At 64.5% G+C, this 25262-nt stretch carries 30 protein-coding genes and 3 pseudogenes; 17 read left to right on the plus strand and 16 right to left on the minus strand.

Going from position 1 to position 25262, the window contains the following annotated elements; genetic code table 11:
• Positions 1-34 precede the first annotated feature (34 nt).
• A pseudogene (locus ACFQMF_RS05855) lies at positions 35-343 on the plus strand (cupin domain-containing protein); the annotation flags it as partial.
• A 57-nt stretch (positions 344-400) separates the two neighbouring features.
• A complete protein-coding gene (locus tag ACFQMF_RS05860; RefSeq protein ID WP_256408493.1) occupies positions 401-700 on the plus strand; it encodes a transcriptional regulator in 300 nt (99 codons plus the stop codon).
• A 5-nt stretch (positions 701-705) separates the two neighbouring features.
• Here ACFQMF_RS05860 and ACFQMF_RS05865 read toward each other — a convergent pair whose 3' ends face one another.
• From ACFQMF_RS05865 to ACFQMF_RS05885, 5 genes are all read right to left on the minus strand, one after another.
• Entirely contained in the window at positions 706-1539 is an 834-nt protein-coding gene (locus tag ACFQMF_RS05865) for an SRA domain-containing endonuclease (protein ID WP_379791690.1), read from the minus strand.
• 50 nt (positions 1540-1589) lie between these two features.
• The gene (locus ACFQMF_RS05870) at positions 1590-2267 is read right to left on the minus strand and encodes a type 1 glutamine amidotransferase domain-containing protein (RefSeq protein WP_256408492.1); all 678 of its coding nucleotides are present in this window, start codon (positions 2265-2267) and stop codon (positions 1590-1592) included.
• A gap of 411 nt (positions 2268-2678) precedes the next feature.
• Complete coding sequence (gene hpt / locus ACFQMF_RS05875) at positions 2679-3248, minus strand: hypoxanthine/guanine phosphoribosyltransferase (RefSeq protein WP_256408491.1); 570 nt, start codon at positions 3246-3248, stop codon at positions 2679-2681.
• A 508-nt stretch (positions 3249-3756) separates the two neighbouring features.
• Positions 3757-4533: an enoyl-CoA hydratase/isomerase family protein gene (locus ACFQMF_RS05880; protein WP_256408490.1), complete on the minus strand. Its 777-nt coding sequence runs from the start codon at positions 4531-4533 to the stop codon at positions 3757-3759.
• Between the two features lie 77 nt (positions 4534-4610).
• Entirely contained in the window at positions 4611-4832 is a 222-nt protein-coding gene (locus tag ACFQMF_RS05885) for a hypothetical protein (protein ID WP_256408489.1), read from the minus strand.
• Positions 4833-4913: 81 nt separating this feature from the next.
• Between ACFQMF_RS05885 and ACFQMF_RS05890 the strand changes: the two genes are divergently transcribed.
• Entirely contained in the window at positions 4914-6047 is a 1134-nt protein-coding gene (locus ACFQMF_RS05890; RefSeq protein WP_256408488.1) for a S1C family serine protease, read from the plus strand.
• Between the two features lie 105 nt (positions 6048-6152).
• On the plus strand, positions 6153-7340 hold the full coding sequence (gene aroC, locus ACFQMF_RS05895) for a chorismate synthase (protein WP_256408487.1): 1188 nt from the start codon (positions 6153-6155) through the stop codon (positions 7338-7340).
• Between the two features lie 47 nt (positions 7341-7387).
• Here aroC and ACFQMF_RS16285 read toward each other — a convergent pair.
• Positions 7388-7588, minus strand: a pseudogene (locus ACFQMF_RS16285) (nucleic acid-binding protein); the annotation flags it as partial.
• Between the two features lie 295 nt (positions 7589-7883).
• Between ACFQMF_RS16285 and ACFQMF_RS05900 the strand changes: the two are divergent.
• On the plus strand, positions 7884-9128 hold the full coding sequence (locus tag ACFQMF_RS05900) for an RNA-guided endonuclease InsQ/TnpB family protein (RefSeq protein ID WP_256408486.1): 1245 nt from the start codon (positions 7884-7886) through the stop codon (positions 9126-9128).
• 44 nt (positions 9129-9172) lie between these two features.
• On the opposite strand, the gene ACFQMF_RS05905 is transcribed toward ACFQMF_RS05900, so the two are convergent.
• The 3 genes from ACFQMF_RS05905 to ACFQMF_RS05915 all read right to left on the minus strand — a co-directional run bounded on the left by ACFQMF_RS05905 (position 9173) and on the right by ACFQMF_RS05915 (position 10554).
• The gene (locus ACFQMF_RS05905; RefSeq protein WP_256408485.1) at positions 9173-9403 is read right to left on the minus strand and encodes a PIN domain-containing protein; all 231 of its coding nucleotides are present in this window, start codon (positions 9401-9403) and stop codon (positions 9173-9175) included.
• The gene (locus ACFQMF_RS05910) at positions 9400-9651 is read right to left on the minus strand and encodes a hypothetical protein (protein WP_256408484.1); all 252 of its coding nucleotides are present in this window, start codon (positions 9649-9651) and stop codon (positions 9400-9402) included. The genes ACFQMF_RS05905 and ACFQMF_RS05910 overlap by 4 nt, the downstream gene beginning before the upstream one ends.
• Positions 9652-10038: 387 nt before the next feature.
• On the minus strand, positions 10039-10554 hold the full coding sequence (locus tag ACFQMF_RS05915; protein ID WP_256408483.1) for a transposase: 516 nt from the start codon (positions 10552-10554) through the stop codon (positions 10039-10041).
• Between the two features lie 405 nt (positions 10555-10959).
• Between ACFQMF_RS05915 and ACFQMF_RS16290 the strand changes: the two genes are divergently transcribed.
• Complete coding sequence (locus ACFQMF_RS16290) at positions 10960-11106, plus strand: hypothetical protein (RefSeq protein WP_256408482.1); 147 nt, start codon at positions 10960-10962, stop codon at positions 11104-11106.
• 434 nt (positions 11107-11540) lie between these two features.
• Positions 11541-12821 (plus strand): RNA-guided endonuclease InsQ/TnpB family protein, encoded by a 1281-nt coding sequence (locus ACFQMF_RS05925; protein ID WP_256408481.1) that lies wholly within the window; start codon positions 11541-11543, stop codon positions 12819-12821.
• Here ACFQMF_RS05925 and ACFQMF_RS05930 read toward each other — a convergent pair.
• Complete coding sequence (locus tag ACFQMF_RS05930; RefSeq protein ID WP_256408480.1) at positions 12800-13021, minus strand: hypothetical protein; 222 nt, start codon at positions 13019-13021, stop codon at positions 12800-12802. The two genes, ACFQMF_RS05925 and ACFQMF_RS05930, sit on opposite strands and share 22 nt — an antisense overlap.
• Here ACFQMF_RS05930 and ACFQMF_RS05935 point away from each other — a divergent pair.
• A pseudogene (locus ACFQMF_RS05935) lies at positions 13016-13597 on the plus strand (zinc ribbon domain-containing protein); the annotation flags it as partial. The gene ACFQMF_RS05930 and the pseudogene ACFQMF_RS05935 sit on opposite strands and share 6 nt — an antisense overlap.
• Positions 13598-13800: 203 nt before the next feature.
• Here ACFQMF_RS05935 and ACFQMF_RS05940 read toward each other — a convergent pair.
• Both ACFQMF_RS05940 and ACFQMF_RS05945 read right to left on the minus strand, forming a co-directional pair.
• A complete protein-coding gene (locus ACFQMF_RS05940) occupies positions 13801-14724 on the minus strand; it encodes a ZIP family metal transporter (protein WP_256408479.1) in 924 nt (307 codons plus the stop codon).
• Between the two features lie 96 nt (positions 14725-14820).
• Positions 14821-15390: a TIGR04206 family protein gene (locus ACFQMF_RS05945; protein ID WP_256408478.1), complete on the minus strand. Its 570-nt coding sequence runs from the start codon at positions 15388-15390 to the stop codon at positions 14821-14823.
• Positions 15391-15519: 129 nt separating this feature from the next.
• Between ACFQMF_RS05945 and ACFQMF_RS05950 the strand changes: the two genes are divergently transcribed.
• Entirely contained in the window at positions 15520-16287 is a 768-nt protein-coding gene (locus ACFQMF_RS05950) for a hypothetical protein (RefSeq protein WP_256408477.1), read from the plus strand.
• A gap of 15 nt (positions 16288-16302) precedes the next feature.
• Here the strand turns inward: ACFQMF_RS05950 and ACFQMF_RS05955 are convergent, their stop codons facing one another.
• Positions 16303-17649 carry an alkaline phosphatase family protein gene (locus tag ACFQMF_RS05955; RefSeq protein WP_256408476.1) on the minus strand — a complete coding sequence of 449 codons (1347 nt, stop codon included), beginning with the start codon at positions 17647-17649 and terminating at the stop codon, positions 16303-16305.
• Positions 17650-17774: 125 nt separating this feature from the next.
• Between ACFQMF_RS05955 and ACFQMF_RS05960 the strand changes: the two genes are divergently transcribed.
• Positions 17775-18746, plus strand: a complete 972-nt coding sequence (locus ACFQMF_RS05960; protein ID WP_256408475.1) for a phosphoadenosine phosphosulfate reductase family protein — start codon at positions 17775-17777, stop codon at positions 18744-18746.
• A gap of 12 nt (positions 18747-18758) precedes the next feature.
• Here ACFQMF_RS05960 and ACFQMF_RS05965 read toward each other — a convergent pair whose 3' ends face one another.
• Together ACFQMF_RS05965 and tnpA are read right to left on the minus strand one after the other, a co-directional pair.
• Positions 18759-19928, minus strand: coding sequence for a transposase (locus ACFQMF_RS05965; RefSeq protein WP_256408474.1), 1170 nt, complete (start codon positions 19926-19928; stop codon positions 18759-18761).
• A 2-nt stretch (positions 19929-19930) separates the two neighbouring features.
• Positions 19931-20320, minus strand: coding sequence for an IS200/IS605 family transposase (tnpA, locus tag ACFQMF_RS05970; RefSeq protein WP_256408473.1), 390 nt, complete (start codon positions 20318-20320; stop codon positions 19931-19933).
• Positions 20321-20618: 298 nt separating this feature from the next.
• On the opposite strand from tnpA, the gene ACFQMF_RS05975 reads away from it, so the two are divergent.
• From ACFQMF_RS05975 to ACFQMF_RS06005, 7 genes are all read left to right on the plus strand, one after another.
• Positions 20619-20918 (plus strand): amphi-Trp domain-containing protein, encoded by a 300-nt coding sequence (locus ACFQMF_RS05975; RefSeq protein WP_256408472.1) that lies wholly within the window; start codon positions 20619-20621, stop codon positions 20916-20918.
• 91 nt (positions 20919-21009) lie between these two features.
• A complete protein-coding gene (locus tag ACFQMF_RS05980) occupies positions 21010-21273 on the plus strand; it encodes a hypothetical protein (protein ID WP_256408471.1) in 264 nt (87 codons plus the stop codon).
• Entirely contained in the window at positions 21266-21475 is a 210-nt protein-coding gene (locus ACFQMF_RS05985) for a hypothetical protein (protein WP_256408470.1), read from the plus strand. Before ACFQMF_RS05980 ends, ACFQMF_RS05985 begins: the two co-directional genes overlap by 8 nt.
• A gap of 51 nt (positions 21476-21526) precedes the next feature.
• Positions 21527-21895, plus strand: coding sequence for a plasmid pRiA4b ORF-3 family protein (locus ACFQMF_RS05990; RefSeq protein WP_256408469.1), 369 nt, complete (start codon positions 21527-21529; stop codon positions 21893-21895).
• A 320-nt stretch (positions 21896-22215) separates the two neighbouring features.
• A complete protein-coding gene (locus ACFQMF_RS05995; RefSeq protein ID WP_256408468.1) occupies positions 22216-23451 on the plus strand; it encodes an RNA-guided endonuclease InsQ/TnpB family protein in 1236 nt (411 codons plus the stop codon).
• A gap of 244 nt (positions 23452-23695) precedes the next feature.
• Positions 23696-23971 (plus strand): DUF433 domain-containing protein, encoded by a 276-nt coding sequence (locus tag ACFQMF_RS06000; RefSeq protein ID WP_256408467.1) that lies wholly within the window; start codon positions 23696-23698, stop codon positions 23969-23971.
• On the plus strand, positions 23971-24297 hold the full coding sequence (locus tag ACFQMF_RS06005) for a DUF5615 family PIN-like protein (RefSeq protein WP_256408466.1): 327 nt from the start codon (positions 23971-23973) through the stop codon (positions 24295-24297). Before ACFQMF_RS06000 ends, ACFQMF_RS06005 begins: the two co-directional genes overlap by 1 nt.
• 1 nt (position 24298) lies before the next feature.
• Here ACFQMF_RS06005 and ACFQMF_RS06010 read toward each other — a convergent pair whose 3' ends face one another.
• Positions 24299-25210 carry an NAD-dependent epimerase/dehydratase family protein gene (locus tag ACFQMF_RS06010; RefSeq protein WP_256408465.1) on the minus strand — a complete coding sequence of 304 codons (912 nt, stop codon included), beginning with the start codon at positions 25208-25210 and terminating at the stop codon, positions 24299-24301.
• Positions 25211-25262 lie beyond the last annotated feature (52 nt).

Genomic DNA, 25262 nt, shown 5'->3' on the forward strand with positions numbered 1-25262 from the left:
GGCGGATCCGCCGTCCATGTCCGACCTCGACGCCGCCGCGGCCGATCGGGTCCGAATCGCCGACCTCGACGGCGAACCGCACGCGGATGCCTTCCCCGGGCGGGAGCCGAAGACGATCCGGCTGTCGCTGGAGGCGGGCGAGCGCGTGCCCGAACACGAGCACCCCGACCGGACCGTGCTGTTCCACGCGTTGGAAGGCGCGATCGACGTCGCCCTCGACGGCGACCCCCACCGCGTCGAGGCCGGGGAGCTCCTCCGGTTCGAGGGCGAGTCGACGGTCGAGCCGACCGCGGTCGAGGACGCCGTCGCGCTCGTGGTGTTGGCGCCGCGCTCCGACGAGTGAGGGGCGGGCGAGCACCTTCCCGTCGCCGTTTTATCCACCGCCCGCGAACCCATCGCCATGGAGACGACGCGCCAGCGGATCGCCGAGACGCTCCGCGAGGGGCCGGCGACCGCGAGCGACCTCGGCGAGTCGCTGTCGCTGCCGACGCCGGTCGTGTACGACCACCTCCACCACGTCTCGCGGTCGGTCCGAGAGGGGAACGCCGGCGGCAGCGACGCGGACGAGGAGTTCCTCGTCGCGCCGCCGACCTGCCGCGAGTGCGGGTTCGACGGTTTCGACGACCCGGTCAACGAGCCGTCGCGGTGTCCCGAGTGCAAGAGCGAGCGGATCGAGGAGCCGGCGTTCGTGATCCGATAACTGTCCTAGAAATCGGCGATCTCACGGTTATGGTAACGTAGATACTCCGGATCGATTTCGTGATCCTGTCGGGTCATGAGTGTAGTCCCATCGACGGTCTGGTCATACGCATGCGCGACTCGGCCGGTATCAGGATCGACCGAGAGCACTCCGTAGTCAAAATCAGCGTGATGGTTGGGACATAATACAATGAGATTCGACCGAATATCTGGACCGTCGTGCGGGGAGCCAAGCGGTCGAATGTGGTGAGCTTCGGCGTATCTCTCTCCGGGTGATCGCTGCCGAACGTCTCCGCATATCTGACACTCACAGTCGTATTCTTCCTTTAATTGCGCCGATAGCTGTGTGTCGCGGACAACTCGTGATCGACGCGTTTCAATTCGTCTTGGGGGCGAAATGTCCGAAGCGTGTGAGGACTGATCCACCCTATCCCTGGTCTGGTATGTCAGAGTAAATTCAAACACGCGTCGACCATTTCGCCGAACTCGTTCGTAATCCAGTACCTCGACTTGCCCGCGGTATTCCCAACCGTCAGCATCAGCCGACTTATAAAAGAAGAATATCGGAAGGGGTGCTGTCTCCGCCTCTGCGAGATACCGATTGCCTGCCGTTAATTCTTGATCCCCACTCTGACCCTCCCCGATGTATGTAAATTCGTTTCCGCCGAGGATATCGGCATACGGTCCATCGCCGCGTGCGAACAGCCGAAGATATCTTCGATCCTCCGAGTCGTAGCAAATCTCGATCCCTCTCCCGGTCAAACCACGATCAAAAACTGACTGGAGCCCGTCAGAGCTGTAGGTCTCACCGACCTCCAGATCGATATCTGAGAGTCTCACGCCATGGACTCACGGCCGAAATAAAAATAGCTGATGTGTACGTGACAGGATTACAGCTCCTCTAACAGCGTCGCCGCCGCCTCGGCCGACGAGCCCGGACCGCGCGCGGTTATCAGGTCGCCGTCGACCGCGACGCTGGTGTCGGCGTCGAGCTCGGCGTCCCAGTCGGCGCCCGCGAGGACGACCTCGTCTTCCACCCAGTACGGGAGCTTGCGGCCGTCCGGCATCACGTCCTCGTCGTCGACGATGCCGTCCTCCCAGTCGTTCGGGAAGCCGGTGACGGAGCGCCCCTCGACGAGGGGCGTCCCGTCGGCCTCGCGGGTGAACGCGAGGATGCCGACCGCGTGGCAGACGACCAGGGCGACGCCCTCGTCGCCCGCGACCGCGTCGAGCAGGAGCTGCCGGGCGTGCCGGTCCTGGTTCACGTCCCAGACGGTGCCGTGGCCGCCGGGGAAGACGACCGCGTCGTAGCCGTCGGCCTCGACCGTCGCGATCGGTTCCGGATCGTTGAGCCCAGGGTGCTCCTCGTCGACCTCGCGGAACTCCGCGACGCGCTCCTCGCCGCCCGCCGCCTCGGGGTCGAGCGACCGCTCGTCGACGACCGGCGGCGACCCGGACGGCGTCGCGATCGTCACGTCGACGCCCTCGGATTCGAGCGTCGTCAGCGGCTCGATGCACTCCTCGGCCCAGTACCCCTCCTCACTCACGACGAACAGCGCGCTGCTCATGTGTACCCCGTCATTCACGACCCTTGCATAAAAGGCGCCCGCGCCCGGCAGCGTCGCGGGGGGACGCGAGTTTTATAAAAGGGTGCGGCAGGTGCGGTCGGCGCGTGCCTGCGAGGCCGCCTCGCGGCCGAGCAGCACGCGCGAGGGACGCGGTGAGCGCTCGGAGAGCGCGAACCGCGAGGCTGGGGAGGTGTGAGGTGCTGTGCGGTGCGGACGGGCGGGACTCGAAGGGGCAGTCGCGAGGCGGGCGTAGGCGACGTATGGACCGCAAGGAGCGAGCAACGCGAGCGACTGAGGACCGCAGCGAGCGTGCGCCCGCCTCGCGACTGGGGCTTTGGATGTGCTCACCGTCGGTCCACTACCAACTATTTATAGGCGAGCGACTGGCTGTTCGAAAATCCCGAATCGGATCTAGTCGTCGCCCTGCGCGTCCACGATCACGACCTCGCCGTCCTCGACGGTGACGTTGATCAGCGTCTTCACGTTGTAGTCGGTGCCGTCGAGCTCGTTGTCGCCGGCCTTCTTGATCACGGCGACGACGTCGACGACCTCGGCGCCGACCTCGTTCGTCAGCGCGTCGAGGATGGCCTTCATTGTACCCCCTGTCGAGAGCACGTCGTCGAGCACGAGCACGCGGTCGCCCGCCTCCACGTCGTTGATGTACATCTCCGACTCGGAGTAGCCCGTCTCCTGGAACAGCGGGACCTCGCCGTCGAGCCCGTACTGACGCTTGCGGATGACCACGAGGGGAATGTCGGTCATCAGGGAGAGCGCGGTGGAGATGTGGATCCCCATCGCCGCGGGGGTGACGATCTTGTCGACGTTCTCCAGCTCCGCCTTCCGGATGATCCGGATGACGATCTCCCGGAGCAGCTCCGGTTCGAGCATGGGGACACCGTCGCTGATCGGGTGGACGAAGTACTGGTACTCGCCTTTCTCGATGATCGGCGCGTCGAGGAGCGACTGCCGCAACTGGTCCATGTCGCCGGTACTCGGGCGGATTAATAAAGCGTGGCGGTTACGTCGCCCGATGCGGGCCGATGGCACAGGACGACTCCGCGATGGTCGCTGATTCCGTTTCGGAACCGACGCAGACCGTGACTGTCGCAGAAACTCCGGCCGATCGCTTATGAATAGCTGCTACTGTGGTGACCGGCTCCAACGCCCCAGCCGCTCGGTTATAAGCGCGTACTGACAGACCCGCAGTGAACACCTCCAAAGCCCCAGCCGCGAGGCGGGCGCACGCTCGCTGCGCTCCTCGGTCGCTCGCGGTACTCGCTCCCTGCGGTGCTTACGTCGCCTGTGCCCGCCTCGCGGCCGCCCCTTTGAGTCCCACCCGACCGCACCGCACAGCACCTCACCCCTCCCCAACCTCGCCGCGGCCGCCAGCGGCGGCCGCGGGCTCCCTCGCGCGTGCGATTCGCGGCCTGTCGGCCGCTCATCGGCACGCGCCGCCACACTACCCTATCGGTCCGGTCACCGCCCGTCTCTACTCGAACTCCGGCTCGCGCTTCTCTAAGAACGCCCGCATGCCCTCGCGCTGGTCATGGGTACCGAACAGCCCGGACCACGCCCGACGCTCCAGCGCGAGCCCGCCGCGCTGCGTCCCGTCGTGGACCGCGTTGAGCGCCTCCTTCGCGGCGCGGGTGGCGAAGGCGGGCTTGGCGGCCAACTCGCCGGCCAGTTCGTCGATCCGGTCACCGAACGCGTCGTCGGCGACCACTTCTCCGACGAGGCCGAGTTCGGCCGCCTCGCCCGCGTCGATCCGCTCGCCGAGGAAGACCAGCCGCTTCGCGGTCTCGTCGCCCACGAGCCGCGAGAGGCGCTGCGTGCCGCCCCAGCCCGGGATGATCCCGAGGTCGATCTCGGTCTGGCCGAGGATCGCGCTCTCGGCGGCGACCCGGAGGTCACAGGCCAGCGCCAGCTCGCAGCCCCCGCCGAACGCGTAGCCGTCGACCGCCGCGACCGTCGGCGCCGGGAACGTCTCGATCGCGTCGGCGACCCGGTGGCCGAGCTCCGCGTACGCCTGCGCCTCGGGCGTCGACAGCTCGACCATGTAGGAGATGTCCGCGCCCGCGACGAACGCCTCGTCGCCCGCGCCGGCCAGTACCAGCGCGCGGGCGTCGGCCGCCTCGGCCTCGTCGAGCGCCGCCTCGATCGCTTCGAGCGTGTCGACGGTGAGCGCGTTGAGCTGTGCCGGGCGGTCGACGGTGAGCGTCGCGACGCCGTCGGCGTCGACGTTGAGCGCGATCGTGTCCCACGTCATACCGCCCCCTCGCGCGGCGGGGTGAAAACCGTTCGGCAGGCGGAACCGCGCCCCGCCCACGGGGCGCTCCGCCGCGCTCAGATCTCCTCGCGGCTATCGATCTCGGAGTAGATGAACCACGCCGTGGTGTACGCGCCGATGAACAGCAGGTAGCCGACCACGAGCCCGACGAGCTGGCGGGAGCCGAGCCCGTCGGGAAGCGTCCGCGAGAGGATCCCCAGCGCCACGGCGAAGACGACCAGCGAGAACAGGCCCGAGAGGGCGTACACGCCCAGATCGGAAGTGAGACGATCGCGCACGCTCCCACCAACGGCGTCGGGTTATAAACGCCCGTCGGACGCGGCAGGCCGCTTAATCCGGTTCGGATCGTAGCTCCGGTCATGAACCGTACCCGACGCGAGGTCCTCTGCGGGGGCGCAGTGACCCTCTTCGGTGCGACGGCCGGCTGTCTCGGAGCGACCGACGACGCGTCGCCGCCCGGCGACGCGGTCTCCGCGGCGCGGCCGCAGGTCGAGCCGCCGCTCGACGACGCCGACGCGGCCGGCTACGACGAGGTGTACGACGCGGTCGCGCCCTCCGTGGCGCGGGTCCGCACGTACGTGGAGCGCCGCGACACCGTCTTCGGCCCGACGGAGGGCGGCCCGGCCGGCCAGGGCTCGGGCTTCCTGTACGACGCCGACCACCTGATCACGAACGACCACGTCATCGGTGACCCGGACACGATCCGCGTGCAGGCGGCCGACGAGACGTGGCTCGACGCGACGGTCGTCGGTCGGGACCCGTACAGCGACCTCGCGGTCGTCGAGCTGGACGGCGAGCTCCCCGGCGACCCGCTCCCGGTGGCGACCGACCTCCCGCCCATCGGCACCGAGGTGCTCGTCGTCGGCGCGCCGCTCGGCTTGGAGGGCTCCGCGACGCAGGGGATCGTCAGCGGTCGGAACCGGACGATCCCCGCCTCGTCGACGGCGCGGGGCCGCTTCTCGATCGCCGACGCGATCCAGACCGACGCCGCGCTGAACCCGGGCAACAGCGGCGGCCCGATCGTCACCCTCGACGGCACCGTGATCGGGGTCGCGACCGCGACGCGAGGGGTGAACCTCGGGTTCGGCGTCTCCGCCCGGCTCGTGAATCGAGTGGTCCCCCGGCTGATCGAGACCGGGAGCTACGAGCACTCCTACCTCGGCGTGAGCGTGCTCCCGGTCGACCCGCTGCTGGCGGCGGGCAACGGCCTCGCCGAGGCGCGCGGCGTCTACGTCGTCGACGTCGCGGACGGCGGCCCGGCCGACGGCGCGCTCCGCGGCGCCGACGGCGAGACGACGGTCGAGGGCGCGACGGTGCCGACCGGCGGCGACACGGTCGTCGCGCTCGACGGCGCGCCGATCGCCGAGCGCGCCGACCTCGCGCAGTACCTCGCCTTGGAGACGCGCCCCGGCGACGCGGTCGCGGTCACGGTCGTGCGCGACGGAGCCGAGGAGACCGTCGACGTGACGCTCGGCTCGCGGCCCGAGCCCTGAACGGGGTCGACGGGCCGCGTCGACCGCGGCGCTCGGCCCGCCGAGGACCGGGGGACCGGTTGCGCGGATTGCAACCCCTATATGCCCTCGGCCGTACGGTCGGGTATGAACGGGAACCGGTTCGGGCGGCTCTTCCAGGTGACGACGTACGGCGAGAGCCACGGCGACGCGATGGGCGTGACGGTCTCGGGCGTCCCCGCGGGGGTCGAGCTCGACGAGGAGGCGATCCAGGCGCAGCTCGACCGACGCAAGCCGGGCCAGTCGATGATCACGACCTCGCGCGGCGAGCCCGACGAGGTCGTCGTCAACTCCGGCGTGCAGGACGGCTACACCACCGGGACGCCGATCGGGATGGTGATCCAGAACAAGGACGCGCGCTCCGGCAAGTACGAGCCGTACGTCACGGCGCCGCGCCCCTCGCACGGCGACTACACCTACTCGGCGAAGTTCGGCACGCGCAACTGGGGCGGGGGCGGGCGCTCCTCCGCGCGCGAGACGGTGAACTGGGTCGCCGCGGGCGCGGTCGCCGAGCAGGTGCTCGACGCCTCCGAGTACGACGTCGAGATCAAGGCCCACGTCAACCGCATCGGCGACGTGGAGGCGGACCCGGTGAGCTTCGAACAGCTCCTCGACCGCAGCGAGGAGAACGACGTGCGCTGCGCCGACCCCGAGGCGGCCGCCGAGATGCAGGAGCTGATCGAGGAGTACCAGGAGCGCGGCGACTCCATCGGCGGCTCGATCTACTTCGAGTGCCGCGGCGTTCCCCGCGGGCTCGGCGCGCCCCGATTCGACAGCTTCCCCGCGCGACTCGGGCAGGCGATGTTCTCGATCCCCGCGACGACCGGCGTCGAGTACGGACTCGGGAAGGACGCCGTGCGCGTCGCCGGCAGCGACCGCAACGAGGACTGGACGTTCGACGACGGCGAGTCGTTCGACCACGTCGAGAGCGAGGCGGGCGACCCCGTCCCGGTCGGCAACGACCACGGCGGCCTCCAGGGTGGGATCACGACCGGCGAGCCGATCTACGGCGAAGCGACGTGGCACGCCCCAACCTCCATCCCGAAGAAGCAGCGCTCCGCCGACTGGGAGACCGGCGAGGAGAAGGAGGTCCAGGTCGTCGGCCGCCACGACCCCGTGCTCCCGCCGCGCGCCGTCCCCGTCGTCGAGGCGATGCTGTACTGCACCGTCCTCGACTTCATGCTGCTTGCCGGCCGGATCAACCCCGACCGCGTGGACGGCAACCCGGGGCAGTACGACACCGATTACCACCCGAGCAGTCCGCGAAACGAGTAGCGACGGCCGGATCGTAGAGCGCAGGACCCGATCGCTTTCTCGTCGGGTTATCCCGTTTCGTCCAACAGTTCGATACCGCTCTCGATCACTGCATCAGTGATAAACAGACTCGTGTCTCGCTGAAGCGCTCGCATACGCCTAGCGGCCTCGTCGGCATCGAGTCGGCCCTGACCGTGTGCAAGAGCGATGACACCGACCGACCCGTGTACATCGATTCTGTCGTCAGACGCCGACCTACGGGCTGCAAGATCGTCCGTTAGCTGATTGAGGCGCTAATCCCCCTTCCTCAGCGAGCGACCAACAGGAGCGAGCAGGGAGGGGATACAGCGCCGCACAGTCCTCAAACACGTTCGACGCTCGGCCCACAGGCCAACGTTCCATCAAAACTATTATAGTATAATGTGCATAGTGTGCATTACGGTGAAACGGAAGACAATCACCATCCGAGAGGACCAAGACGAGTGGATTGAGGACCAACACCTCAACCTCTCGTCGTTCGTCCGAGAGCAGTTGGACGAGCTAATTGAGGAACGAGAGTAACGGATGTACTACGCCTACAAATACCGTCTCAAACCGTCCGACACCCACCGCGAGGAGTTGGACCGCCACCGAGATATTTGTCGGCAACTGTACAACCACACGCTCTATCGGCTCAACGAGTACCAAGACGAACACGGCGAACTGCCGTCCATGACCACCCTACGGTCGGAACTACCCGACCTCAAAACGTGGTGGGACGACCTCTCCGATGTGTACTCGAAAGTTCTCCAAACCGTCGTAGAACGGCTGTTCGACAACCTCAAAGGACTCTCCAAACTCAAGGAGAACGGCTACGGCGTCGGTCAACTCAAGTGGAAGCCGCCACGGGAGTTCCGCAGTTTCACGTACAGTCAGTCTGGCTTCAAGCTCGACAAGAAGGGCGGTCAGACTGTCCTGTCACTCTCGAAACTCGCGGACATACCGATTCGGCTCCACCGCGCCATCCCCGACGACGCGAAGCTCAAACAGGTCACGGTCAAGAAGGAACCGACGGGCGAGTGGTTCGCCACCTTCGGCGTCAAAATGGACCGTGAACCGCCCGAACCGCCTGAGAATCCCGAGAAATGCGTCGGCATCGACGTGGGGATACTCAAGTACGCCCACGACACCGACGGTACGGCAGTCGGGTCGCTCGACCTCTCCGGCGAGCGCAACCGCTTGGAACGCGAACAACGGAAGCTCTCACGGAAAGAACACGGGTCGAACAACTACGAGAAGCAACGGCGGCGCGTCGCGGAGTGTCACGCCGATCTCCGACGGAAGCGCCGCGACTTCCTGCACAAACTCTCGGCGTACTACGCTCGGGAGTACGACCTCGTGGCGGTCGAAGACCTGAACGTGAAGGGGATGATGGAAAGTCCGTCGAACAGCCGCAACACGGCGTCTGCCGCGTGGCGGACGTTCCTCCGGATGCTCGAATACAAGTGCGAACGAGAGGGGACGCACTTCGTCGCGGTCAACCCGAGAGGGACGACCAAGGAGTGCGCGTCCTGTGGCGTCTCGACGGACAAGCCGTTGTGGGTCCGTGAACACTCCTGTCCCGCCTGCGGTTTTGAGGCGGACAGGGACGCGAACGCGGCGTGGAACATCCTTTCTCGCGGTCTCGATGAAGTAGGAGTGGGACACTCCGAATCAACGCCTGTGGAGACTGCGCTCCCTGCGGACACTGCGGTTGTGTCTGCAAAGCGCGTCGTGGAAGCAGGAAGCCCTACCCTCAAGGAGCGAACGGCGTCAGCCATGAGCGAGTAGGGTAGGGTAGTTCACCAGAGTTATTTCACGTTCTCTTGCGACCGTTATCGCCGCGCTTTACCTGCATCCAGATCGCTCGTTTCCTTTGTGTCCACGTCGGCCTCGACGAGTTCGTACGACAAGTCGTCCAGTCCGGTCGGAACGCCGCCCGCCTCGATCTCGGCGTAGACTGTCTCCGGCACGAAGAACTCGTCAAACACGAAAAGGAGCCCGAGTGAGTCGATCTCAGCGAGGCGAATGAGTGGTCCGGAGTCGGAGACGGCCGCGAGCGTCACGCGTTCAGGCCCCAGTCGATGTCCTCTTCCACGACCCGCTGTTCCCGTTCCGCGCGTTCGACTTTCGCTCGCCCGACCTGTTCGATTGCTTCCTCGCGATCGATCTCTTCGCCGAGGTACTGTTTCAGAACGATATCCTCCCACAGGGTCTCGAGACCGCGTTCGAGTGCCCGTTCGAACACTTCGGACTCCGGAAGATCGTTCGCCTCCGCGATCTCTCGGACCCGATCGGATATCTCTGCGGCCATGATCGAGAGTTGCTCGGCAACGTTCTTAAATGCATGTTCGCGCGAGGAGAGCACGCGATCCCTCTCGAGTCCGCCCGATCTACCCTCCCGGCGACCACTCGCAGGCGTTCCCCGCGGTGAGATCCTCTTCGTCGACGTGCGCCGCGAGGCAGGCGTAGTTACGGAGAATCGAGGAGAAAGCCTCGCGCTTTACAGTAGTTGCCGAATCAAATCTCGTTCCGTACTAACCGAGCTGTTGGGTTCGCACATTTCACGATCGTAGCGGATTTTTTGCTGTGACAGACTCAGTGAGAGAGCGAGGGAACGCCGCTTAGCGGCGTTTCCGGGCGATGCTTCTCCGCAATGAGGCGTACTCACCGATCATCCCGGTCAGAGTCGAGTGTGAACTCAGCCGTAGTCTGTTGAGAGAACGAACCTACGGAAGATCCGTGTTGATATCTGCGGTGTCTCTGGAACTGTTTCAGCTGAAGCTAACACGTTGGCTAACACCCACAGATTGTACAACGTCACCGCGAACAGAAAGTAGAACAGTCTTACCGAGAACGTCGGCGATGACGTTCTCGGGAGGAAATCGCCGAGCTGTCGATATGACGTTTCGATCCCCCAGCGGCGGCGGAATGCCGCCGCGTATGCTCTTGCTGTCGATGAGTCCACATCTAAATTCGTCACGAACCGGACGTGCTCATCTTCGCTTGTGCGGTGCGGAACCGCGAAGACTGTGACATCTACCGACGCTGTTGGTTTGCGCTTTCGCTGCATCGTGTACTCGTCTGCTCTGTTGAATCCGATGACTGCACGGGGATCACGATCTCTGAAGATGTGATTATCTCGCTCTTTGTCGTCAAAGAGGTGAATCGATCTACCCAGTGATCTTGATCCTCTACATCCCTGCCGAGACTCCATTTTAGAATTCCCTCGACAGAGTTCCTGAGACGGCTATAGAGTAATCCGATCCCACCGCCTCCTGTGGATTCAACAGAGCATACTCGTCAGCAACCGTCTCAGCGCCGGCGCTGAGACGGTCTTTCATTCCACTACTCGGACGCGCACGCAGAATAAACTCGATGCTGTTCTAACTCTGCGACGACGTGGACTTGGTAGAATCCACGGTCGAGGTAGACGTGTCGAATGGAGACGTACTGTTTGGCTGTTTCGAGCAAGGAACGAACGGCTTTCGCGCCAAGCGCGAAAGCCGTTCGCGTCTATCGGGACTACCGCAAGCGTAAATCGCGTGCGAGGAGCGACGATACACAGTGTTGCGAAGCAGAATGCTTTGTTCGTTCCGAGATCTGGATACGTGGTTAGGACGTGGTCAGTGTCGTCAGACCCGTAGAAGCGCCACTCGTGGAGATCGATGGCAACATCGACGAACGCGGGAAGTCGGCGCTGAGACCGGAGGACTTCGAACAGTCGATCCCGGACGCCATCGAACTGGTCGATGATGGCGTCTGCTGAGAGATTGCGCAAGTGATACAGCAGCGATTTAGCGAGTGAATTTCGAGCCGTAGCGGTGATATCGACGTGCTCGTCACGATCAAGCTGGAGCGTTTTCCCACCCGTATTTGCGAACTCCTGATCAAAAGCAATCCGAGAGAGGATTTCTTGGAAATCCTCTCTCGTGTACTTTCCACACGGTTTCACGCCGAATTCGAGCTCTGGGAACAGCACCGTTGACGCAGCACGGCAGACCTGTTTCGCCTCAGCTGTCTGGACCATCTATTGACCAACACAGCCCAGCGTGAAGAGTCTCAGTCAGGTTCGGCAACTACTGTTTAGCGCGGGGATGAATCCGACACTACTCTTCACAGTCCACCGTTCGATGGCACGGCTGGATATTCCACGCTACTCCAATCCAAATCCTCAAATTAGCTTGTCTACATAGGTTATGTATGGCGAAACAGGTCGTCACCCGCACCCACACTGCGTCCATACAGAACCAGTCTCGGGTGCAAGACGACCTTGATTCGCTCGGGTTCGCTGCCTCGAAGCTCTGGAACGTCGGACGGTGGACGTGCAGTCGGATCTGGGCTGAAATCGATCATATCCCGAACCACAACGAGCTCACCACGTACCTCAAAACGCACGAACGCTATGATGACCTGCACTCGCAGTCAAGTCAGCGAGTCCTTCAAGAACTCGCTGAAGCGTTCAACGGTTGGTACGGTAAACGACGCAACGGAGATACGAGAGCGAACCCGCCCGGCTACCGCAAACACGGTGACGAGCACCCGCGCTCGACGGTGACGTTCAAAGCCGCTGGCTTCAAACTCGACACTCAGTACAACCGCGTTCGACTCTCAAAGGGGTCGAATCTCAAGGAGTATTGGTCGGACTTCATCCTCTGTGAGTTCCAGACTCGCCCCGACGTTGATCTTTCGACCGTCGAGAACGTCCAACAGGTTCGAACAGTTTGGACGGGTGAGGAATGGGAACTACACTTCGTCTGTAAGGTTGAAGTAGAGATGTCTGAAGCCCCCGGTGAGAGGACGGTAGGTGTTGATCTCGGGATCAACAACTTCGCCGCGCTCGCCTATGAAGACGGCCACAGCGAGCTGTATCCGCTGAACTCTCTGAAGCAGGACGACTACTACTTCAGCAAGCGGATTGCCCGGTGTGATGACTCGAACTCCGAGCAGGCTACCCGGCTGAACCACAAGAAGTCGGCTCGTCGCACTCACTATTTCCATACGCTTTCGAAACACATTGTTGAACGGTGTGTTGAGGAAGGCGTTGGAACGATTGTAGTGGGAGATCCCTCGGGAATCCGCGAAGAGGATGACTCTGACGAGTCGAAAAACTGGGGGAAACACGGGAACCTCGACTTGCACTCGTGGGCGTTTGACCGGTTCACGGACCTCCTCGAATACAAGGCGGAGATAGAGAGTATTGTCGTCGAAGAAGTCCCTGAGGTGGGCACGTCGAAGTCGTGCTCGTGCTGTGGTCGCAAGCGTGACGCGAACCGTGTTGAACGTGGGTTGTACGTGTGTGACGACTGTGAGACGGTAGCGAATGCTGATGTGAACGGGGCCGAGAATATCCGACAGAAAGTATCTCCGAGTCCCGCCACGGATGGCGGTGATAGGAGTAACGGCTGGTTGGCACAGCCATCGACGTTCCTGTTTGACAAGGAGACTGGTGGGTTTGCACCTCAAGAACGGGTTACGTCGTAAACCACAATATCCCAACTCAGCGGTGCGGTTCCGTGGGAATCCTCGCGCTTCAGCGCGGGGAGGATGTCAAAGAAGTAGGCGGGCGAGCCGCAGTCCGCCTCGCAGTCGCGGACGCAGATCGGGTCGTGCTCGAAGATGCGCGAGCCGCAGTACGCGCACGTCTCGTCGGCGTCGGGCGCGGTGACGGTCGTGGTCGACATGGCCGCAACCACGCGTCGGACCGTCGAAAGCGTTTCGCGGTCCCGCGGACGCGACGACGCGACCACGCACAGGACGCGCTCGTCCGCGACCTGCTGGAACGGCTGTACGACGAGGACGTGGCAACCGTATACGCGGGCGACCTCACCGATGTCTTGTCGGAACACTGGTCGGCAGAGCTGAACGAGAAAACGCACCAGTTCTGGGTGTATCGCTTGTTCATCGCCCGTCTCGCCACGACCGCTGAAGAGTATGGAATCACGGTCGAAGTCGGGTCAGAAGCATACACGACGGCGGCGTGCCCGCAGTGTGGCGAACGTGATGATACAGAACGGGAGGGCGACGTGTTCCGGTGTTCGTGTGGATACGAAGGTCACGCTGACCTCCACGCGTCGCGGACGTTCCTCGAACGACAGGCTGGCAACAATGTCGGGTCGATGGCACGGCCCGTGCGCCTCACATGGGACGACCATAACTGGTCGGAGATACTACACTCTCCCGAGAGGGCAAGTCCCAGCGAGGAGCGCACAAACCGAAGTACCGGCGACGGGAAACTTGCCTTCGTGGGGACGGCATAGCCAACATCCCCACCGGAGGAATCCCACGGTTTCAGCCGTGGGAGGATGTCAAGTTCGACGCCTCCGCGTGAGCGTACACGCCGACGCCGGGATCGCCTCCGTCGCCATTATCGCCCGCCGCCGCGGCCGATTTGGCCGGAAACAGGATGAGGTGAAGTTAGCGCTCCGAAAGCGGCGACCCGCTAATGTCTGTCGGCGAGGGTTCAGACCACGACGACGGCGTCGACGGCGACGAGCAGCACGAACCCGACGATGAACGCCCCGGTCGCGGCGTCGGCGTGGCCGTGCCCGTGCGAGGAGGGGATCAGCTCCCGGAAGACGACCGCGAGCATCGCGCCCGCGGCGAAGCCGGCGGCGACCGGGAAGAGGCCGGCCGCGAGCCCGACGAGCAGGAAGCCGAACACTGAGGCGACGACCTGCGGGACGAGCCCGGAGAGGGTGGTGTACCAGAGCACCCGCAGGTTCGACATCCCGGTGTCCGCCATCGGCACCGCGAACGCGAACCCGTCGGGGACGTTCTGGAGGCCGATCACGACCGCGAGCAGCAGCGCGACCTCCTCCAACCCGGACGCGAAGGCGACGCCGATCGCCAGCCCCTCCGGCGCGTTGTGAAGGGTGATCGCCCCGCCGATCAGCAGCGCCTTCCGGAGGGTCACCTCGCGGGCGGCCTCGTCCGCCGCCGCGTCCGTTCCCGCGTTCTCCGATGGCGCCGACGCGGGGTCGGTCGCACCGGGCGCGACCGGGGACGCCCCGGGCGGGTCGTCCGCGGTCATCGCCAGCGCGCCGTCGCTCGTCGGCATCGCCGCGACGTCGTCGCCGGTCGCGCCGCCCTCGGGGAGCCACTCGCGGTACTGCGCGTGGAGGTGCGGAATCGCGTAGTTCCCGCCGAGGAGTACGGCCCCACCGAGGAGCACGCCCGCCATCACCGCGGCGAGGGTCCCCTCCTCCGTGCCGGGGAGGATCAGCCCGAAGACGCTGGCGGCGACCATCAGTCCCGCGGCGAGACCGAGCGCGGCGTCGTAGACGCGGTGCGTCACCCGCGCCCGGAAGAACACGGGGAGCGCGCCGAGCCCGGTCACGACCCCCGCGATCCCGGAGACGGCGACGAGGTTCGTCAGCGTCGTCATGCCCCCCGGTTTCGGGGCTGCGTTGATAAAGGCGTGCGGTGCGCCCGAGCGCGGCGTCGCGACGTCGCCGCCGCCGGTCGGACCGGTGACGGAGACCTACCGCGTGACGATCGCGCGGAGGTCGCCGCCGTACGCGACGACGGCCACCGCGAGCGTCGCGACCGCGCCCACCGGGAGCACGGCGAGCGGGCCGGCCGTGATCCCGACCCCGAACCGCGTCGCGAGCCCCACGGAGACCCACAGGCTCGCGGTCGCCGCCAGCACGAGGAGTCCGCCGGTGACCCGGCGGTCCTCCCGTCCGACCACGACGCCGCTCGCCGCGCTAGACGCCGCCAGGACGTGGAAGCCGATCGCGAGCGGCCACGCGCGGATCGACGCCGGGAGGGCCGCGAACGACCGCGACTGGTCGAGGAAGTAGTCCCAGACCGGGTAGCCGCCGACCGCCGCCCCCGACCCGGGGGCGGCCGCGTTGAGGAACCCCCAGAGGCTCACGACCGTGAGGTCGCCGGCGGCCGGGATGACGGCCATCGGCACCGCGAGCAGCGCGAGGACGAGCGCCCACCCCGCCCGCGAGACGGGACCGTGCGCCCCCGACTCGGAGTCGTCGACAGACCGGTCGGCGTCGGCTCGGTCGACGGCGGACTCCCTCGACGGCTCCCCGGACATGGCGGCGTCTCGGGGGCGCGTCGGGAAGAAACGTCCGGACGCGGCGAGTCCGGAAGCCGCGCGGCAGTCACCCGGTCGCCGCGCCTCGATGACCGTCACCGATAATCCGATGGCGCCCGCAGGACCGGTGTGAACACGCAGGACGGCGGCCACCACGACGCGGCGGTCGACGCGCTCGCGGCCCGCGAGTACGAGACGGCCGGGAACCGATACACGCGGGGCGGACGACGGGTCCTCGCCGACCCGCGCGAGGGGCTCGACCCGTTCGCCCCCGACGAGAAGGGGTGGATCGGGCAGGGGCTCCAACAGCTGTGCGCGGCGACGGTCGCCTACCGCGTGGCGGGCGTCGACGCCCGCGCGACCCAGCGCGCGGTCGAGGGGATCGCCGCGACGCGTGACTTCGAACGGGTCCTCGACGCGCCCGGACAGGGCGCCTGTCTCGCGGAGTTCGTCGCCGACTTCCGGGTCGTCGGCGGGCTCGACGGCGCCGACGCGGCCTACGACGACGCCGCGGAGCGGTACGCGGCCGCCGCCGACGCGATCGACTCGCCGCAGGCGCTCGCGACGACCCCGCTGTTCGGCGCCGCGGCCGCGACGATCAAGCAGGTCGCCCGCGGGCAGGCGAACGGCGAGATCGCGATCGAGTGGGCGGACCTGCACGGTCCGGACCCATCGCGGGCGGGCGACTTCCTCGCGCACCGCGCTCGCTTCAAGAAGCAGCGGTTCGCGGGGCTCGTCGAGACGGCGGTCGCGGACGGCCACCTCGCGGCGCCGCGAGGGACGACGGAGTACGGCAACGAGACGCACCGCTGTCCGAACTGCGGGTCGAACGACGTCAACTGGGCCGGCACCGGCGTGCTCTGTATGCGGTGTTCGACGCCGACCGAACGGATTTGAAGAGCCGGTCTCCCCTCAGTCCCCGAGCAGGCTCTCGCCGTCGAAGTCGGCGTCGACGTCGACGTCCATCAGGTCGAGGATCGTCGGGGCCACGTCGAAGAGGTTCGCCCCCGCGACGTCGACGTCGGGGTCGGTCGTGTACAAAAGCGAGTTCTCGAACTTGTGCATCCCGTTCCGGGGCCCTTCGGTGAAGACGGCCTCCTTCCCGCCGAAGCCGGACTTCAGGTCGAAGCCGTCGGCCGGGATGACGACGAGGTCGGGCGCGATCTCGTCGTGCGCGCCGTCGAAGGCGTCTTCCCCGTCCACGATCCGCTTGCACACCCGTCGCCCGTCGGGGCCGGTGAGCGATTCGAGGTCGGCGCGGAGCTCGTCGCGGACCGCCTCGTACTCCGACTCGGGGACGACGCCCTCGGGCTCTCGGCCCTCCAGGTTGAGATAGAAGCGGCCGGGGATGAGCGAGTAGGCCCTGGTGTCGTCGTCGATGTCCGCCAGCGAGTCGTGGTCGTCGGCCTCGTAGGAGAGCCACCCCTCGTCGGCGAGGAACTGGTTGCAGTTGGCCTCCCACTCCAGTCGGGTGAACCCGTGGTCGGAGGCGACGATCAGCGTGGTGTCGTCGTCGAGCGAGTCGCGGATCTCCCCGACGTAGCCGTCGAGTTTGCGGTAGAAGTCGAGGAACTCTTCCTCGTACTCGCCGTCGGTCGCGTAGTCGCCGAACAGGAAGTGGTTGACGCGGTCGGTGCTCATGAAGACGCCGAAGAAGAGGTCCCAGTCGTCCTGGTCGAGGTAGTGGGCGAACACGTCTCGGCGGGCGTCGAGGGTAGCATGGGCGTTCTCGACGAACTCGCGCTTGTCGTCGTCGTGGCCGAGCTTCGCGTTCACGTCGATCCGGTAGTCGCGGTCTTCGAGCACCTGTCGGACCGCGTCGTCGCTCGCGGCCGCGTCGAGCCCGGGCGAGAGGAAGCCGGAGACCTGGCGCTGGATCCGCGTCGACGGCGGGAACGTGACGGGGACGTTGAGCACGGTCGCGTCCCGGCCCGCGTCGGTGACGCGGTCCCACAGCCGCGTCGCCTTCACGTGGCGTCCCATCGGGACGTACGTCTCGTAGGAGTCGACCTCGCGGTCCTGGAAGCCGTAGACGCCGGTCTCGCCGGGGTTGACGCCGGTGGTGAGGCTCGGCCAGCACGCGCTCGACTCGGGCGGGACGATGCTCTCCAAGCGCCCGGCCGACCCGGTCTTGGCGATGTCGGTGAGGGTCTCGAAGACGTCGGGGTGGTCTTGGACGAGGTCGTACGGTACGCCGTCGATGCCGAGGAAGACGACGCGCTCGTCGTCGCCGCCGCGCAGCCGGTCGAACAGGCCCATTATTTGAGCGTTCGCGTCCGCCGACATATCCCTTGTGTTCCGGCGTTCAGTCGGAACATGGGGCGACTGGTGGTCGCCGGGGATTTCAGAAGGCCTATTTTGATCCGCATGGACACTTCGCCCGTATGAGCGATGATTTCCCGGCGAGCGTCGACGTCGACTACGCCGACGGCGAGGGCGAGAACCCAGCGGACTACCCGTCGATCCAGCACAAGATCGAGAAGGCGATCGAGGTCACCCGGCAGGGGCTCGAACAGTACGACAACCCCGCGGTGATGTGGACCGGCGGGAAGGACTCCACGCTGACGCTGTACTTCATCAACCAGGTGGCCGAGGAGTACGGCTACGAGAAGCCGACCGCGGTCTTCATCGACCACTTCCAGCACTTCGACTCGATCACCGACTTCGTCGAGCGCTGGGCCGACGAGTGGGAGATCGACCTCGTGTACGCCCGCAACGACGACGTCGGCGCGTACGTTGAGGAACACGGGCTGGAGCCGGGCGACGACATCCCCGTCGACGCGCTCTCGGAGCACAACCAACATCACGTCCGCGAGATCCTGGAGTACGAGGAGGAGACGTTCCCGTTCCTGCTGGACACCTACGTCGGGAACCACCTGCTGAAGACGGTCGCGCTCAACGACGCCCTCGAAGAGCACGACATCGACGGCGTGATCTCGGGGGTCCGGTGGGACGAGCAGGAGGCCCGCGCGGACGAGACGTTCTTCTCGCCGCGCCACGACCCCGACCTGTTCCCGCCGCACGACCGGATCCAGCCCATCCTGCAGTTCGCCGAGGCCGACGTGTGGGAGGCGTTCTGGGACTACGTCGTCCCCGACACGGTCGACGCCTTCCCGGACGAGGGGTACGTCCCGGAGTCGGCCGAGGACCTCCCCGAGGGCGTCACGCAGGCCGACGTGCCGATCTCGCCGAAGTACTTCGCCGGGTTCCGCTCGCTCGGCAGCGAGGTCTCGACCGACAAGACGACCGAGGAACCCGCCTGGCTCCAGGACCTGGAGGGGACGACCGAGCGCGCCGGCCGCGCGCAGGACAAGGAGGACCTGATGGAGCGGCTGCGCGACCTCGGCTACATGTGACTTCTCCCGCGACTAACGTCGTGGATTTCCCTCACTGAGGGTTAGCTCCACGTCGTCTGGGGAGTTCGCAGGTTCCATCTCATCGTTGGTTCCCTTGAGTACGACCTGCGTTTCGGGCTGAGCCACAACAGCCCCTGCCGTCGATAGCGGACTCTGAATGTTCTTACCGACGGCTCGTTTACCGATATTCGTCGCACCATTCTTGTCGGCGTTGTCGTCCAATCCACAGTCGTGACACTCGACACGACCCTGTACCTCCCGACTCGTGTGCTGCGACCCGCACCGCCAGCACGTCACAGACGTATCGTACTCTTTGATTGGAACGCACTCACGCCCGTCAAGATGGGCTTTGTACGTGAGAATGTTCGCCATCTTCGCGTACGGCATCTTGTGGATCTTGTCGTTCACATACCGTCCCTCGTCGATGTCGAAGTGCAACCCGGTCATATCACCGAACACAATGATTGCGTTACGTTCACGCGCGCGGGTAATGAGTTCGTTCGCTACTTGATGCAGTTCATGTTCGACTGTCCGGGATTCCTTGTCTCCAAGGCGCTTGATGACCCGTGCCCCTGAGCGGACCTTCGCCTTCCCGATGCTCTTGCGAAGTTGTTTGTAGTGCTCGCGGACACGACGCACTTCCGCGCCGTGGAACTGTGTATCGCGGTCGGAGAGGAATGTGCTAACGGCTATCCACTTCGCTCCCATATCGACGGCAAGTACGTCGTCATACTCGTCTGCGACGGCCACAGACCGGTTGCAGACGAGGTGAACGTACCATTCATCGTCCCGATAGACAAGCTCCGAGTCGCAGATGCACTTGTCTTCGAGGAGGTGCGTGTCTTTCTCTGGGACGTGAACGGGCACCCAGATGCTATCCCCGCGTTCTTTCTCGGGGTTATAGACAGGGAGTTTGAACCACCACGACGAGAGAACCGTATCCTCATCGTGTTCGATGGTGATGCAGTCGTTCCGAAGGACAATTGGTTGCTCGGTGTCGTTTCGTGGGTTCTTATTCGACCGGACTTTGCCCGCCTGTTGCTTGGTGGCGGAGTAGAGATTCACGTCGTCACCGTGAACGGCATCTTGAAACGCACCGTATTCACGTTCGACGAGTCGGGCTTTCCGCTCGGTCAGCGAATGGAGCTTGACCCGTACTGTAGTAGTGACCTCTCGGCGCATCGTTATTGTCCAGTCTGTGCTTCAATATACTCCTCGATGGTTTGAATTGACACTTCGGCCGCTGAGGAGACGAAGTACGAGCGTGTCCGCAGCGAGGGGAGTCCGAAGTCGAACTCCTCACGGAGGTTTCGTGAAGTGTAGCCTTTGATCTGCTGGATGATTTTGTTCGGAGTGAGTTTCGGGTTGCCCGTGATGAACAGATGTACGTAATCGGGCTGGATTGCCAATCGAAGGATGTCGAGGTCGAGTTCGTCGGCCTTCTCTTCGATGAGTTGTTTGAGACGGTCGACAACCTCGTCCGTTAGTACCGGCTTGCGGTACTTCGGACACCACACGAAGTGATAGTGGAGACCGTGAACCGACGTTCGTTCTCGACTATACCCCCGTGGCATACCACCAGATAAATACCATTTCATATTAGATGTTATGGCTTTATCAACTCTTAGTCGGCTATTGAGGATGGATTGTGTCATATATAACCGGATTCATCCCACAACTGAAGTTGTGGGCGTTCCCCTCTCTCATGTAGCGCCCGCGAGGGACCGCGTCCCTTTTGATTCGAACGCGCGTAGCCACCGCCGAAGGTCACGCGGTTCGCCCGCGTTTCGAGCGTCTCCCGCGGCCCACCAAATCGAGGGGGCCCGAGCGGGCGGACCGGACACGCCGTGACCGCCGAGTACCACCACCGCGATGACAGACACCGAACCCACCGCCGACGAGACAGAGCGCACAGTCATTCGAACCGGCCGCGACTTCGAGCAGGAGTACCGGCTCGACGCGAGCGAGGCGGGCGAGTTCCTGATCGGGCTCGGCGAGCAGCTCCGCGACGACGACGAGCTGACGATCGTCGCCGACGAGTGGGAGCTCCCGTTCGCGTTCGGGGAGCCGGTCGGACTCGAGATCGACTTCGAGGGGGTCGGCGAGCCGGAGCTCGAGATCGAGCTGGAGCTCCCCGGTCGGAGCGACGAGACGGCGCCCGACGTCGAGTGACCGACCGGCCGCGTCCGCGTCGTTCGCGGCGACCGCCGGTACGACCCCGCGACTCGCTACCTCTTTACACCCCGAGCCACAACCGATCGGTATGGCCGTTGGCACTCGTCTGTCGTTACAGCTGGCCGACTTCGGCACCCGCTCGCTCGTCACGCACGCCCTCATGGCGCTGGGGTTCGTCGGGGCGGTCGTCTCGGGCCTGTTCGTCGAGGGCCAGCTGGGTATCGTCTCGATGGCGGCGTTCATCAACTTCACCGCCGGGCTGTGGATCTGCCAGTCGATCCACTCGCTCGGCAACGCCGCGACGGAAGATGAGTACCAGGGCGTCCTCAAGGAGCTCCTCAACCGTGTCTAGCGAACCCGGCATCGACGCCGCCCGGTTCGGGCGGACGCTCGTCCTCATCGGCTTCGTGACCACCGTCTTCCTGTTCCTGATCGCGGACCGGCTGTCGGGCGACACGTTCCGGATCGGCGCCGTCGCGATCGGGACGGTCGCGCTGATCACCGCGATCACCGGGTTCCTCATCGCGGCCGGCAGCGCGGTCGAGGGGCACTGAGCGTTCCGAACGCGTCGTTTTATCACCGCGTACTAAGCTATCGAGCCGACCGTGACCACCTACCGATTCCGCGTGAAGCACGATCCGGACTCGACCGGCCTCTGGCGAGACGTTGTCGTCAGGGGGAACCGCGCGCTCACCGAGTTTCAACGGACGGTTAACGACGCGATGGGGCTCGACCGCGGGCACCTCTGGTTCATCGGCGCGGGCGAGGCGTACTGGAACAGCGAGATCAAATTTCAGTCGCCACGGGAGTTCGACGAGTCAGGCGAGCCGACCGCATTCGGCGTCGACGAGACGGCGTACGACGCCGGCGAGACGACCGTCGACGAGATGGTCGATCGACTGGATCTCGACGAGCGCGACCGCGTCTGCTACCTGTACGACTACGGCGACGAGTGGCGGTTTTACCTGAATTGAGGCGCTAAGGGCGCTTCCTCAACGAACGAGCGAAGCGAGTGAGTAGGGAGGGGATACAGCGTTCACGAGAGAAAGCCCTCGTGCGCGGACGAGACGCGAAGCGTCTCGTCAACGCCGCACGGTTCTCAAACACGTTCGACGCTCGGCCCACAGGCCCACGCAATCGAAACAACTATGCGCATAGATACGCATAATGCGTATATAGTGAGGCGGAAGAACATCACCATCCGCGAAGACCAAGCCGAGTGGGTCGAGGAGAACCATCTTAACCTCTCGTCGTTCGTTCGCGGACAACTTGACGAACTCATCGAAGAACGCTCGTGAACTACAACTACAGGTATCGACTCCGACCGTCCGACGCTCTCGAAGAACAGTTAGCGTGGACTGTCGATACCTGTAGACAGGTCTACAACCACTTTCTCCACCGACTCAACCGCACCGACGACACCTCGGCATACTCCGAGCAGAAGCTCCTGCCGAGTCTCAAGAAGTGGTGGAGCGACCTGAAAGGCGTTCATTCGAAGGTACTACAGAAGGTCGTACAACGGCTGTACGACAACCTCTCGACACTACGAGAGCGCAAAGAGAACGGCTACCGCGTCGGGACGCTCAAGTGGAAGGCACCGGGCGAGTACCGCAGCTTCACCTACAGTCAATCCGGCTTCAAGCTCAAGAACACGGGCGGTCGGACGCGACTGTGGCTCTCAAAACTCGGAGAAATCCCGCTCACTTTCCACCGCGACCTCCCCGACGACGCCGACATTAAGACCGTCACGGTCAAGCAAGAACCTACCGGGAAGTGGTACGCCATTCTCAGCATCGAGACAGCCGACGACCCGCCGGAGAAGCCGGAGAATCCCGAGAACTACGTCGGTATCGACGTGGGGATTCTCAAGTACGCCCACGACACCGACGGAACCGCCGTCGAATCCCTCGACCTGTCCGACGAACGCGAGCGTTTGGAACGCGCACAGCGCGACCTCTCGCGGAAACAGCACGGGTCGGACAATTGGGAGAAACAGCGTCGGATCGTGGCAGAACGCCACGCCGAGTTGAAGAACAAGCGCCGCGACTTCTTACACAAGCTCTCGAACTACTACGCTCGGGAGTACGACTTCGTGGCCGTCGAGGATTTGGACGCGAAGGGGTTGGTCGAACTACCGGGCAACTCGCGGAACCGGGCAGGTGCGGCGTGGAGGACGTTCCTGCGGATGCTCAAATACAAGTGCGAACGCGAAGGAACGCACTTCGTTGCTGTGAATCCGCGCGGAACGACGAAAGAGTGTGCATCCTGCGGCGTTTCGACCGAGAAACCGTTGTGGATGCGCGAACACTCCTGCCCGGCGTGTGGGTTCGAGGCGGACAGAGACGAGAACGCGGCGCGGAACATTCTTTCTCGCGGTGTGAAGAAGCGGTTAGGAGCGGGACGCTCCGAATCAACGCCTGTGGAGACTGCGCTCCCTGTGTCCTCGGTTGTGGATGCAAAGCGCGTCGTGGAAACAGGAAGCCCCACCCTCAAGCGCGAGGGCGTCAGCCCGAGCGGTAGGGTGGGGTAGTTCACGCGATCCTGAAGGAAATCGACGACAGTGGACCGGCGGACGAGCATTCACACGTCGCCAGCGAGCGCGGCGGGGCGGGGGGCTTGGTCAGGGCACCAGCCAGCAGACGTAACAGAACAACACGTGCCCGATCCGGAGACGCATGGGGATGTCGGTGCAGAACTGTAGCGACAGAGCGACGGTGCAGACCGAACGAGAGTTCCGCCAAAACGTTATGACGCTTCCCGGAGAAACTACGGATATGAGCGTGACCATCCCCGTGGTCTCGACGCCGAACGTGCTCGGCGGGAAACCGCGGATAGAGGGGACACGCGTCGGCGTGTATCAGGTAGGATCTCTCGTTCGCGGGCACGATTGGTCGACGGCGGCCGTCGCCGAGGAGTTCGATCTGACGGCCGACGAGATCGATGCCGCCCTCGAGTACTACGAGTCGAATCCCGACGAGATGGAGGCGATCGCCGAAGAGGAGACGGAGATGCGTGAGCGATTAGAGGACCTGAGTCGCGCACCGCAGTAATGCGGCTACTTTGCGACCAGAACGTCGCACGCCGTTATGTCGATGCCTGTATCGAAGTGCCCGATCTTCAAGCAGTCACCGTTCGCGACGCGCTCGATCCGCGTGCGACCGATCCCGACATCGCGGCGTACGCCCGCGAGAACGGGTACGTCGTGTTGACCGCGGACGATGACTTCTTTGAACTCTCAGAGCGATGCGGGTGCCTGTACTTCCACCAGCTCGACCAGCCGCCCGTGGGCGACGTTCTGACTGCGATCCGACGGATCGGCGAGGCGTATTCCGACCGAACTGAGATCGTTGAGGTCGTTCCGAACGGGTGGATCTAACCTACTTGTACGGCTCACACACCAGCTCGACGCCCTCCTCGAAGCTGATCTGTGGCTCCCAGCCGGTCGCCGCGTGGAACTGCGAGTAGTCGGCCATCGTGTCGTGGACGTAGCCGTCGAAGGGGCACTCGATATACTCGGGGTCGATATCGGTGCCGAGCGCGTCGTTGATCATCGCGACCATCTCGTTGAACGTGTACGCCTCCTCGGTGCCGACGTTGTAGACGCCCGTCAGCTCGTGATCCGCGGCGAGTTCGCAGGCGCGAGCCACGTCCGAGACGTGGGTGAAGTCGCGGGTCTGGCTGCCGTCGCCGAACAGCTCGGGGGCCTCACCGTTCGCGATGGCGTCCGCGAACTGCGCGACCGTGTTCGCGTACTCGCCCTTGTGCTTCTCGTTGCCGCCGAAGCCCTGGTAGACGGAGAAGAACCGAAGCCCGGCGACGTTCATCTCGTGGTGGTTGGCGTAGTACTCCCCATAGCGCTCGCGGGCGAGCTTGGAGGCCTCGTAGGCGGTGTGGGCCTCCACGTCCATGTCGACGGGCGAGGGCTCGGTGCGGCTGCCGTAGATCGAGGAGGTGGAGGCGTAGACGACCGTTTCGCAACCTTCTTTTCGGGCGCGTTCGACCGCGTTGACGAATCCCTCGACGTTGACACGGCAGCCGCGCCGGGGGTCCTCCTCGTGCATGTTCCGCGAGGAGAGCGCGGCGAGGTGGAAGAGGACGTCGACGTCGGCGGGGTAGTCGCTGTCGAGCACGGAGGCCTCGACGAACTCGACCTCGGGGTCGAGGTTCTCGGGCGTGCCGAGGTACGTGTCGTCGACGGCGATCACGTCGTTGTCGGCGGCGAGGCGGTTCGCGAGGTTCGAGCCGATGAAGCCCGCGCCGCCCGTGACGAGGACGCGTTTGTCGTTCATACGTACGTCTCCTCGGAGATGTCGGTTTAGCGCTTCGGTTCTCTCTGCTTGC

This window comes from Halorubrum rutilum (assembly GCF_042665015.1).
Taxonomy (GTDB): Archaea; Halobacteriota; Halobacteria; order Halobacteriales; family Haloferacaceae; genus Halorubrum; species Halorubrum rutilum.

Bases quoted from the DNA above. Each gene is read 5' to 3' on its own strand.
- ACFQMF_RS05860 (WP_256408493.1), top strand. From the start codon at position 401: ATGGAGACGACGCGCCAGCGGATCGCCGAGACGCTCCGCGAGGGGCCG.
- hpt (WP_256408491.1), bottom strand. From the start codon at position 3,248: ATGGACCAGTTGCGGCAGTCGCTCCTCGACGCGCCGATCATCGAGAAA.
- ACFQMF_RS05975 (WP_256408472.1), top strand. From the start codon at position 20,619: ATGACAGACACCGAACCCACCGCCGACGAGACAGAGCGCACAGTCATT.
- ACFQMF_RS05940 (WP_256408479.1), bottom strand. From the start codon at position 14,724: ATGACGACGCTGACGAACCTCGTCGCCGTCTCCGGGATCGCGGGGGTC.
- ACFQMF_RS05900 (WP_256408486.1), top strand. From the start codon at position 7,884: ATGTACTACGCCTACAAATACCGTCTCAAACCGTCCGACACCCACCGC.
- ACFQMF_RS05925 (WP_256408481.1), top strand. From the start codon at position 11,541: ATGGCGAAACAGGTCGTCACCCGCACCCACACTGCGTCCATACAGAAC.
- ACFQMF_RS05910 (WP_256408484.1), bottom strand. From the start codon at position 9,651: ATGGCCGCAGAGATATCCGATCGGGTCCGAGAGATCGCGGAGGCGAAC.
- ACFQMF_RS05870 (WP_256408492.1), bottom strand. From the start codon at position 2,267: ATGAGCAGCGCGCTGTTCGTCGTGAGTGAGGAGGGGTACTGGGCCGAG.
- ACFQMF_RS06000 (WP_256408467.1), top strand. From the start codon at position 23,696: ATGAGCGTGACCATCCCCGTGGTCTCGACGCCGAACGTGCTCGGCGGG.
- ACFQMF_RS05980 (WP_256408471.1), top strand. From the start codon at position 21,010: ATGGCCGTTGGCACTCGTCTGTCGTTACAGCTGGCCGACTTCGGCACC.
- aroC (WP_256408487.1), top strand. From the start codon at position 6,153: ATGAACGGGAACCGGTTCGGGCGGCTCTTCCAGGTGACGACGTACGGC.
- ACFQMF_RS05960 (WP_256408475.1), top strand. From the start codon at position 17,775: ATGAGCGATGATTTCCCGGCGAGCGTCGACGTCGACTACGCCGACGGC.
- ACFQMF_RS05890 (WP_256408488.1), top strand. From the start codon at position 4,914: ATGAACCGTACCCGACGCGAGGTCCTCTGCGGGGGCGCAGTGACCCTC.
- ACFQMF_RS05955 (WP_256408476.1), bottom strand. From the start codon at position 17,649: ATGGGCCTGTTCGACCGGCTGCGCGGCGGCGACGACGAGCGCGTCGTC.
- ACFQMF_RS05965 (WP_256408474.1), bottom strand. From the start codon at position 19,928: ATGCGCCGAGAGGTCACTACTACAGTACGGGTCAAGCTCCATTCGCTG.
- ACFQMF_RS05915 (WP_256408483.1), bottom strand. From the start codon at position 10,554: ATGGAGTCTCGGCAGGGATGTAGAGGATCAAGATCACTGGGTAGATCG.
- ACFQMF_RS05930 (WP_256408480.1), bottom strand. From the start codon at position 13,021: ATGTCGACCACGACCGTCACCGCGCCCGACGCCGACGAGACGTGCGCG.
- ACFQMF_RS06005 (WP_256408466.1), top strand. From the start codon at position 23,971: ATGCGGCTACTTTGCGACCAGAACGTCGCACGCCGTTATGTCGATGCC.
- ACFQMF_RS06010 (WP_256408465.1), bottom strand. From the start codon at position 25,210: ATGAACGACAAACGCGTCCTCGTCACGGGCGGCGCGGGCTTCATCGGC.
- ACFQMF_RS05880 (WP_256408490.1), bottom strand. From the start codon at position 4,533: ATGACGTGGGACACGATCGCGCTCAACGTCGACGCCGACGGCGTCGCG.
- ACFQMF_RS05945 (WP_256408478.1), bottom strand. From the start codon at position 15,390: ATGTCCGGGGAGCCGTCGAGGGAGTCCGCCGTCGACCGAGCCGACGCC.
- tnpA (WP_256408473.1), bottom strand. From the start codon at position 20,320: ATGCCACGGGGGTATAGTCGAGAACGAACGTCGGTTCACGGTCTCCAC.